At 62.4% G+C, this 9,824-nt stretch carries 9 protein-coding genes and 2 pseudogenes; 1 reads left to right on the plus strand and 10 read right to left on the minus strand.

Annotated elements, in window-relative coordinates; translation table 11 throughout:
* Window positions 1-5 precede the first annotated feature (5 nt).
* Window positions 6-202: pseudogene (locus tag NKG99_RS25760) on the minus strand (ABC transporter permease); the annotation flags it as partial.
* Between the two features lie 121 nt (window positions 203-323).
* Window positions 324-869, minus strand: coding sequence for a hydantoinase/oxoprolinase N-terminal domain-containing protein (locus NKG99_RS25765; protein WP_502913709.1), 546 nt, complete (start codon window positions 867-869; stop codon window positions 324-326).
* On the opposite strand from NKG99_RS25765, the pseudogene NKG99_RS25770 reads away from it, so the two are divergent.
* Window positions 820-1,191: pseudogene (locus NKG99_RS25770) on the plus strand (FAD-dependent oxidoreductase); the annotation flags it as partial. The gene NKG99_RS25765 and the pseudogene NKG99_RS25770 overlap by 50 nt on opposite strands.
* 263 nt (window positions 1,192-1,454) lie before the next feature.
* On the opposite strand, the gene NKG99_RS25775 reads toward NKG99_RS25770, so the two are convergent.
* From NKG99_RS25775 to NKG99_RS25810, 8 genes are all read right to left on the minus strand, one after another.
* The gene (locus NKG99_RS25775) at window positions 1,455-2,330 is read right to left on the minus strand and encodes an aldose 1-epimerase (RefSeq protein ID WP_352871687.1); all 876 of its coding nucleotides are present in this window, start codon (window positions 2,328-2,330) and stop codon (window positions 1,455-1,457) included.
* On the minus strand, window positions 2,331-3,131 hold the full coding sequence (locus NKG99_RS25780; RefSeq protein ID WP_352871689.1) for a FadR/GntR family transcriptional regulator: 801 nt from the start codon (window positions 3,129-3,131) through the stop codon (window positions 2,331-2,333). It abuts the gene before it with no gap.
* Window positions 3,132-3,133: 2 nt separating this feature from the next.
* Window positions 3,134-4,135: an ABC transporter permease gene (locus NKG99_RS25785; RefSeq protein WP_352871691.1), complete on the minus strand. Its 1,002-nt coding sequence runs from the start codon at window positions 4,133-4,135 to the stop codon at window positions 3,134-3,136.
* Window positions 4,132-5,655, minus strand: coding sequence for a sugar ABC transporter ATP-binding protein (locus NKG99_RS25790; protein WP_352871693.1), 1,524 nt, complete (start codon window positions 5,653-5,655; stop codon window positions 4,132-4,134). The genes NKG99_RS25785 and NKG99_RS25790 overlap by 4 nt, the downstream gene beginning before the upstream one ends.
* Window positions 5,656-5,725: 70 nt before the next feature.
* The gene (locus tag NKG99_RS25795; protein ID WP_352871695.1) at window positions 5,726-6,709 is read right to left on the minus strand and encodes a substrate-binding domain-containing protein; all 984 of its coding nucleotides are present in this window, start codon (window positions 6,707-6,709) and stop codon (window positions 5,726-5,728) included.
* A gap of 25 nt (window positions 6,710-6,734) precedes the next feature.
* Window positions 6,735-7,511, minus strand: coding sequence for an SDR family oxidoreductase (locus NKG99_RS25800; protein ID WP_352871697.1), 777 nt, complete (start codon window positions 7,509-7,511; stop codon window positions 6,735-6,737).
* Window positions 7,512-7,516: 5 nt separating this feature from the next.
* Window positions 7,517-8,689: a galactonate dehydratase gene (gene dgoD, locus NKG99_RS25805; RefSeq protein ID WP_352871699.1), complete on the minus strand. Its 1,173-nt coding sequence runs from the start codon at window positions 8,687-8,689 to the stop codon at window positions 7,517-7,519.
* A 373-nt stretch (window positions 8,690-9,062) separates the two neighbouring features.
* Window positions 9,063-9,824 (minus strand): IS256 family transposase (locus tag NKG99_RS25810; protein ID WP_352871701.1); only part of this gene is annotated, 762 nt, incomplete at its 5' end.

The raw sequence follows: 9,824 nt of genomic DNA on the forward strand, positions 1-9,824 counted from the left end.
GGCTGGCCCCGACGCGCCGGTTGCCGTAGGCGTCGAACCGCGGGGAACGTGAAGCCTGACGACATCACACCCAGGATCACCGCGCCGATGACCGTGCCCCGATCCGGTCCACCCCCGCCAGCAAGTGACGTTCCGCCGATCACGGCTGCGGCAATCGCATCGAGCTCATACATGTTCCCATGCCGGCTTGAGCCGTCCGCGCGCTGCGGCAATGCTCAAAACAGGAAATTACATGGCAATCTCAACAAATTACGGAAGTAGCCAATGGTACCGTTGGCTGGGATCGCCCGCGATCCTATGCGTGGGCCCACCGTTCGACTTCGTCAGCATGGGTGGGCCGGCACGCCGTGGTCCTTTAGCCGCTCTTCCAGCGCCGTCAGATAGCCAGAGACTCGCGGATGGACATAGCCGTTGAGGACAGCGGTCGAGCTGCGTTCGTACTCGCGGATAACCGGCCAGACCTCGGCCGAGGAGAAAACGAACAGGTCGGGCGCAAGACGCACGATGGTTGCCTTCACTGAAGTTTCCTGAGCGGCATTGCGCCAGGAATGGAAGAAAGACACGATGATCCCTTGCGCCCCGTTCGCTTTCGCCACTGCCACTGCCCTTTCCACCGCCGCGATGTCCGGCGCCTGGGATTCGCTCCCATCGGCACGCATGCGGGCCGGAATGCCGAAAACCATGTCGCGCGAGATCAGCGGGTCCGGCCGCGAGCAGAACAGGGAATATATGTCCGGCATGCGAAGCCGCGCCAGTTCGATGACATCCTCGAAGCCGGCATTGGTGAACAGCGCGAGCGCCCTTGCGCTGGATGATGGTGTTGGCGTGACCGAGCCGCTGCCGCATCGGATCCTGCCGGTGGTCGGCATCTGGACCCGCGACAAGGACCATGGCGCCTATCTGCGTCAGGTCGAGCGGGGCAATATCGTGTTCGGTGGCGCGGCCGAAAGGGTGCCGGTGGACCTCGATCCAGGCCATGCGACGGCCGATCCCATGCGCCTTCCTTTACAACTGCGCGCGGTCGCGCGGCTGCTGCCGGCAATCGCGCAGGTCGCGGTCATCCGCACCTGGTCTGGCTGCGAGGGCTATATCAGGGACATGTTGCCGATCATGGCCGAGCTCATCACGACCGACCGTTGCGAAACGCCGCTTGACGATTTCAGGGTCGATCGCTTCGGCCGCGCCGCCTGAAGAAGCAACTGTCGATATCCATGGCAGTCATTCCTGCGGCCCCGCCCACTCACCAAAAGCGGAGATCGCCAATAGACAGGCGACAGGCAGTTGTGCGCCCGACATTTTGGCTCGAACGACGGGAGTCGATCCTGATGGGGCGGCCGCTCAGCATCCCGGCACCACTGCCGAAAGCGGACGTCGTTGACAGCGAGATTTATCGCGGCAGAGCACAGCCTTCGGAGGCGGCTAGTTTGGTTTGGTTTTATGGGTGAGTGATCGCTCTACATGACACGGAAGCCGCAACCTGCCACCAAGCTCTCGCCAGGGCCAAGCACCGACAATCCATTCCATTTTTCGATCGAGCCGCGGTTGTGAGCATCGACGACATGACTTACCGGCTCAAAACAGAAGAAGTTGCTCGCCCGCGATGGCGAATAGACCTGGTAGAAGTTCAGGGGCGGCGACGCTTCGATCCTGAGGCCACGATTTTGCTCCGGCCAACATATGGAAGCGACGCCGTCCCAGCCGGCAAAGGCATTGTTTATCCATCCACCTGGCAAGGCGGTCGGCGTGCCGAAATCCCAATCGGGACGGGTTTTGACATCCACGAACCCGTCGGGAAGATGGTCGGGCCGTTCGAGGCAGACCTGTGACGCCGGGGCGTGAAGCGTTGTCCGTGTGGTTCTGGGCAACCATGGATGGATTCCAAGCCCGAACGGAAGCCTGACCGGCGCGCGGTTGACGATTTGAAGCAGCAGTTCGAGCGCCTGTCCAGTCAGCGCGTAGCTCACCTCCGCTCGGTACCGATACGGCCCGGGTCCCCCGCTGATCAGCGACAGCCTGGCTTGGTCCGGCGTCAGGCTGTCGACATTCCATGCGCTTGAAAATCCATTGCCGTGAATGGGAAACGGCTCGCCGGCAAGGTTGGGAAGCAGTTCGTGGAATTTGGCGTCGAAGGTAAAGCCGCCGCTCGAGATGCGATTTGACCAGGGCAGGAGCAAATTGCAGGCGAGATCGAAGGGGTTCGAACTCCCGTGCTCCGGCCACGGCCTGAACAGCGGCACGCGGCCATGGTCGAACCGCGCCAGACCAGCCCCAAGCGACGGCACAATCTCGGCGGACAGGTCGCCGCTTCGAATTTCAATGGTCCCGATCATTCAGGAGGTATCGGCCTTGGCAGCGGCGGCCGGCTGTTGATGGCGACCCTTGCGGGCGACAGCGAGAAGGTCATTCGACGCGATGCCGATCAGCGCTTTCATCTGGTCATGCGCGTCGTCAACCCTGCGCATGCGGATGGCCTCCAGCACGTCGCCATGCGCGCTCAGCGTCTGCTGATAGTTGGCGGTGGCCGATGTGGTCAATCGGAAGGAGAAGCTCAGGGCCGCCGCAAGCATGTTGCCGAGATTGGCGAAAACCGGGTTGCGGCTGGCGCGCAGGATGGCGGTATGAAAGCGGACGTCGGCGTCGAGACAGGCGGCGAGGTCATCTTCCGGCGCGATGCGCATGGCCTCGTAGGCGGCTTCGATCACCGCGAGATCGCCCGAGGTCGCCATCTTCGCCGCAAGCTGGGCGGCGGCTGGCTCGATGACCAGCCGCGCCTCGATCAAGCCGCGAACAAAATCGAGATCGGGCTCGATATCGCGCATCCATTCGAGAACCTGCGCATCCAGCCTGTTCCATTCGCTCGACACACGCACTCGGGTGCCTGCCCGCTTGCGCGCCTCGATCAATCCCTTGGCCGAAAGCGTCAGCAGCGCATCGCGAAGCGCTGTGCGGCTGGCGCCGTAGATGACACACAGTTCAGCCTCCGTCGGCAGCAGCGCGTGCTGTGCATAGGTGCCGGCGAGAATCCGCTGCCCGAGATCGCGGGCGATACGATCCTTCAGGGATGACGTGGCGCCATCCCCGGCGGACGGATCCTGCTTGCCTTGACCAATCGAAGCGGTCACCGCGTCCATAGTCATGTCCTGTTCAAGTGGTACTCGGCAATCACCACAGCAAGGATCAGCAGCGAGCCTTTTGCAAGCAATTGATAAAAGCTTGGTACCGACGTCAGTATCATTCCGTTGTTGAGCACGCCAATGATGGCGACGCCGAGCAGCGCGCCGACAATCGTTCCCTTGCCGCCCTGCAAGGCGCAGCCACCCAGAACCGCCGCTGTAATGGCCTCGAGTTCCAGGCCCTGCGATCCGGATACAGGCTGCCCCGAGCCGGTGCGGGCGGCCAGCAGGATCCCGGCCAATCCGGCGGCAACGCCACTCATAATGTAGATTCCGACGCGGTAGCGGTTGATGTTGATGCCGGAGAAGCGGGCGACAACGGGATTGCCGCCGAGCGCATAGATGTTGCGGCCGACGATCGAGCGCGCCAGAAAGAGATGGAACACGATCGCGGTCAGAACAAGAATCCAGATCAGCAGCGGCAGGCCGAGGATCCGCCCAATGCCTATGAACCGGAACGTGTCGCTGAAGATGGCGATTGACTGCCCATCGGACATGATGAAGGCGATGCCGCGAAAAATCGCCATGGTGCCGAGCGTGGCAATGACCGCATTGACCCGTCCGTAGGTGATGATGATGCCGTTGACGAGACCAGCAAGACCGCCAAGGACCAAGCCGGCAACGATGCCCGCCGACGGCGACCCGGTCGCCTGGATGGCCATTGCAGTCGATACGGTGGTCAGTCCGACAGTGGCGCCAACGGCGATATCGAGGCCGCCGGCGACAATGACCACGGTCTGGCTCATAGCCAGCACGCCGAGGATGGTGATGCCGAGACCGATGTTGAGCAGGTTTCGGCTGGAGAAAAACACATCGCCGCGCAGCGAACCGAAGATGACGACGAGAATGGCGAGCGCGACCAGCAGGCTGATATTGTGGACGCCAAGGCGCTCCACAAGGCGCGAGGAAGCGCCGCTGGCGTCGGTCTGCGCTTTCGAGGCGCGAAGCTCGAGGCTATTCATTGGATGTGGTCTCCGAGCGCTGGTGCGGATTGCGGCATGGCGTGTTTGAGGATCGTCGCCTCGTCGATGTCGGGCCGGGACAATTCGGCGGTGATCCGGCCTCCTGCCATGACCAGAACCCTGTCGGCGAGGCCGATCAGTTCCGGCATTTCCGAAGAGATCAGCATGATGCCGATCCCGCTTGCCGCGAGTTCATCGATCAGTCGATAGATTTCCGCCTTGGCGCCGATGTCGATGCCGCGGGTCGGTTCGTCGAGGATGAGCAGCATCGGCTGCCGGGCAAGCCAGCGCGCCAGAACGACTTTCTGCTGGTTGCCGCCCGACAGCTTTGAAACCTGTTCGTCGAGATTGGGAGCCTTGATCGACATTTTGGCTGCCAGCGGCGAGACAATCTCCAGCGCCTTGCGCCGGTTGAAGAAGCCGAAGCTCGACGTCTTGTCGGGCACGCAAAGTGCTGCGTTGTCGAGAATGCTTCGAAACAAAAGCAGCGCCTCGTGCTTGCGGTCCTCGGGGGCAAAACCGATGCCGGCGACGATCGCCGCATGCGGACTGTTGGGGAGAACGGACACACCGTTCATGGCTATGGTGCCGGCCAGACGCCGGTCGTAGCCGACAATCGCCTTTGCCAGTTCGGAGCGACCCGCGCCCATGAGGCCGGCGATGCCGAGCACTTCGCCGCGACGAACCCTGAGGCTGACATCGCTGACGCGGTCGGTGGTCAGGCCCGACACCTCCAGCAATTGTTCCCCCGACCGCCACGTCTCGCGGGTGAACAGGTCGGCAATGTCGCGGCCGACCATGAGCTTGGCAATGGTCTGTTCGCTGGCGCCGGCCGCCGGCGAATCGTCGACCAGCCGACCGTCGCGCAAAACGACGATGCGGTCGGCAAGGTCGATGATCTCGTTCAGCCGGTGCGAGATGTAAATGATCGATGTCCCATCTTTGCGCAGTCGGCGGATGACTGAAAACAGACGGCGCGCTTCGTCATCGGTCAGCGACGAGGTCGGCTCGTCGAAAGCGATCAGGCGACCGCCGGCGCGGATGGCGCGCATGATCTCGATCATCTGGCGTTGCGCCGGGCCGAGTGTGCCGCAGAGTTGCCGCGGCCGCATGTCCTGCTGCATGCCGAAGGTCGCAAGCACCCGGTCGGTCTGCTCCTCGAGCTTGCGCCAGTCGAGCAGGACGCCTGCCAGTCGCGGCAATTCGCCGACGAAAATGTTCTCGGCCACCGTCAGGTTCGGCACGATCTCCGGCTCCTGGTGGATGACGCGTATTCCAGCCCTGTGGCTGTCGCGCGGTTCGCCGAAAACGATCGGCGTGGAACCGTGCCGCACGGTACCGGTGTCCGGTCCGAACACGCCCTCGAGAATGCGCATCATCGTCGACTTGCCGGCGCCGTTCTCACCGACCAGAGCGAGCACCTCGCCTGGGCGGAAAGCAATCGAGACGGTGTCGAGCGCCTGCACGACGCCAAAGCGCTTCGATACCTTGTCGAGCGAGAAGAATTCCGGTTGTGTCAAAGCTCACTCCCTGGAAATACGTGCAACTGAACAGCGTCATGCGCCTTGCGGCGCATGACGCGTAGCCGGTTCACTTGCAGAGCTTAGCCCTGTAGTCCGAGGCAAAATTGTCGGCGGTGATGTATTCCGGGTCGGTGAAGGATTGAACCGGCAGCTGCGTTCCATCCTTGATCGAGGCCAGCAGGATCTTTACCGCCAGCGCGCCATGGTTTGCAGAGTTCAGCCACATCGTACCACGAAATGCCGAAGGCTTTCCTGATCCGAAGGCATCACAGGCGCGACTGCCGTCAATGCCGATGCCCATGCCCTGGTCCGGGGTGTAGCCGGCGTTTTCCAGGGCACGCGCCCCACCCAGCACGCCATCGTCATTGCAGGAATAGAAGATCCAGTTGGTGACGCTGGGGTTGGCGGTCAAGGTGGTGGTCATCACGTCGATGGCATTGACCATCGTGTTGTCGTAGGGAACGCGAACGATGTTGCCGGGCTTGAAGTCGGGCACCGCCTTTAGGAACGCCTCCTCGGCGCCCTTGTTGCGCTGCATGCAGGTGTCCGCCTTGCGGTCCTCTATCGAGGCGATGCGCACCTCCTTGCCGGCCCAGCCGTCGGCCTTGTAGAGCTTGGCCAGTTCCTCGCCCACGCGCGCGCCGATGTTGTACGCATTCATCCCGACATAGGGGACTTGGGTGCCGTCCTGGTAGTAGATGTCGTCGTCGACCGCCACCAAAGGAATTTTCGCTGCCTTGGCTTTCTCGGCGATGACCGGTCCCAGCGCCTTGTCGGGAACGACGATGGCGATGCCCTTGACGCCGTCACCGACCATTGTATCGAAAGTGGTGATCGTCAAATTGGCATCGAACTGGACGTCCTGCGATACGAAGGTGGCACCGGCCGTCTCTGCCGCTTTCTTGGCGCCGCCGACTTCGGCGACGAACCATGGATGGTCGCCCATCTTGTTGATGTAGCCGATCTTGATGTCGTCGGCGCTGGCCGCGCCAGCCATCAATCCGGCAGCCAGTATCACCAATGTTGCCAATGCCTTGGTCGTCGTTTTCATGTGGATCCTCCCTGCTTGGTGGTTGTCAGTCGTGGTAGAGAACCGAGCGTCCACCATCGATGATGATCGTCTCGGCATTGATGAACGGCGCTTCGTCGGAAGCGAGGAAAACGGCCGTCATTGCAACCTCGTCCGGCCGGCCAATGCGCTTGGGCGGATGAAGGTCGTAGGCCCGCCGCTTCTCCTCGGCGGGGTCTGGAAATGTGTTCCAGTAGGCTTCCGCGATCGGCGTCTCGACATAACCGGGGGCGATCGCGTTCACGCGGATGCCGCGCGCCGCATATTCGATGGCGAGCGAGCGGGTCAGGCCGACAAGCGCATGTTTGGCAACTGGATAGGGAAATGTGTGTGGAATGATCTTGAAAGCGTGGCAGCTGGCTATGTTGACGATCGATCCCGAACCGTTCGCCAGCATGGTCGGCAGAACGGCCTTGGCGCAGAACCATGCGGCCTGGAGGTCGAGCTTCAGGCAACGGTCCCATTCCTCCTCCGGCATCAGCAGGGGTTCGTGAAAGACGTTGGCGCCGGCATTGTTGACGAGAACATCGACGCCGCCATAGGCCGCGATCGTGCGGGCGACCATGTCGGCTACCGCCGATTGGTCCGTGACATCGATTTCAACGAAAAGGGCGTCGGCACCCTGGGCACGCAACGCGTCGGCGATTGCCTTTCCGCTTGCCGCATTTAGTTCGGCGATAATGGTCTTTGCCCCCTGCATGGCAAAGGCCTGGGCGGTGGCGGCACCAATGCCCTGTCCGGCGCCGGTGATAATTGAGATCTTTCCCTGAAGCCTGCCTGTCATGGCGCTCACCAATCGACCACGGTGCCGTCGGGCATGACCGCGTTGCGGGCATGCAGCACTTCCTGCTTGAAGGGGTGGCGCGCTATGACGCCCTCATCGACGGTGACGCCAAGTCCCGGCAGTTCGGGCACGTCCCAGCAACCTGGTTTGCGCTGGATCGGCCAGGTCACGACGTCGTCGTACCAGGCGACCGCGCCGGACATCTCCTCCTGGATGATGACGTTCGGCGTCGATATGCCGAAGTGAAGTGCTGCGACGCCGGCGATCGGGCCGAGCGGGTTGTGCGGCGCAAGGCCGATGCCCGCCGTTTCCGCCAGGGCCGCGATCTTCTTGGTCTCGAGCAGGCCGCCGGTATGGCAGATATCGGGCTGGGCAATGTTGAAGGCGCGCGCCGCGATCGAGTGGGTGAACTCGCGGCGCCCGATCAGCCGTTCGCCGGACGCGATCGGTACCGCCGATCGCGCGGTGATATGCGCCAGGCCGGCGACATCTTCAGGCGGCACCGGTTCTTCGGCGAACAGGATGCGGGCCGGCTCGATCGCCTTGAGATAGTCCATTGCCGCGTTGACGGAGGCCGGGCGTCCGTGAAAATCGACCATGATGTCGATATCGGGACCGACGGCTTCGCGCAGCGCGCCAACCATGTTTGCAACGGCGTCCACCGCCTTCGCGGGCGAGACGTAGTGGGTGTAGGGAATGCAGACGACCTTGATCGCGTCGTAGCCTGCCTGCGTCACGATGCGTCCGCGTTCGACGATCGCGTCGGCGGATCCCGTCTCATAGACCGCCTTCATGTCACCTAGGCCGAGATGCGTGTAGGTGCGCAGATAGTCGCGAACCTGGCCGCCGAGAAGCCGCCAGACCGGGACGCCCAGCGACTTGCCCAGAATGTCCCAAAGTGCGATCTCAATGCCGCTGACGGCTGACATTCCCTCGACGCCAAGACGCCAGAAGCCATGGCGCGTCAGGATCTGGTAGCACTGCTCGACATTTCGCGGATCCTGCCCGATGAGCAGTGCCTCGAGGTCCTGCAGCGCGCCGACAACGGCACGCGTCTTCCATTCCAGCGTCGCCTCACCCCAGCCAAACAGACCGGGCTCGTCGGTTTCGACCCGAACGAAAACCCAGTTGCGCATTTCCGCATTGCAGACCAGCGCCTTGATGGCCGTAATTTTCATTGATCCTCCCAGATGTGTCGTCTTTTTTCACAACATTATGTATGATTTATTCTGGTTAATATGTGCAAGTCAAGTGCGGCATGGCCGGCCTCATGTCGTATTTTTGCTGCACGTGCCGGCAATTCACTACCATTAGATCCAGGATGGTCAGCAGCGAATGACCGCGGCAGGCGCAAAGCGCACTGCAGGCCGCCCCAGCGGCTGGCCCACTGAGCCATGCATGTCGATGAAGAGGCCGGCCGTTGCGAGGAAATGGTGCCGTTGAAGAGTTGTGTGCGTCAAGTTCTGCAAAAATGGCGTGGCATCGCGGTGACGTCGGGGTGTCCGTCGCGCAGCCCCCGTGTTTAGCGGAGCGGCGGACACATGACGGTGCTCAGGCGGCCAAGGCCCTCAGGCTCTCCTTCTTGTGCTCGCGCAGATGATCCATGTTCAGATAGCGGGTCGCCTCGAGCCAGTTCTCGTGGATTTCCACCGCCAACGCCCGAACCAGCCGCAGGCAACTCCGCGGGTTGGGGAAGATGCGGACGACCAGGGTGCGCCGTTTGATCTCCTGGTTCAGCCGCTCCAGCATGTTGGTCGACTTCATGTGCTTATGATGGGCAAGCGGCAGCCGATAGAAGCTCAGCGTCTCCTCGATATTGTCCTCCACCCAGTTGACCAGCTTCGGGTATTTGGCCTGCCATTTGGCGATCCACTGCGCCAGGTCGCGCTTGACCTCGGCAAGGTCGCGCCGGTCGTAGAACCATCTGAGCTCCATCAGGCAATCGTCGTCGACCTTGCGCGGCACGTAGTCGAGCGCGTTTCTGAGGAAGTGCACGTAGCAGCGCTGCCAGACCGCTTCGGGCAGCACTTCGCGGATTGCCGCCCTGAGCCCCGGATGGTCGTCGGAGACGACGAACTCGACGCCGGCGAGCCCGCGAGTCTTGAGTCCCGTCAGGAACTCGCGCCAGCTCGAATGGCTCTCCCGGTTGGCCAGCTCAACGCCCAGAACCTGGCGCCGGCCCTCCCAATCCACGCCGATCGCCACCAGCACCGTACGCCTCCGGCGAAGGCCGCCTTGCGGGAGCATGGCATGGTAGCGAGGCTGCGCTCTTAAGGTCGTCCTTACGAGCGTAGTTAGCAGCACAGCATGAGC

This window comes from Mesorhizobium sp. M1409 (genome assembly GCF_040317535.1).
GTDB lineage: Bacteria > Pseudomonadota > Alphaproteobacteria > Rhizobiales > Rhizobiaceae > Mesorhizobium.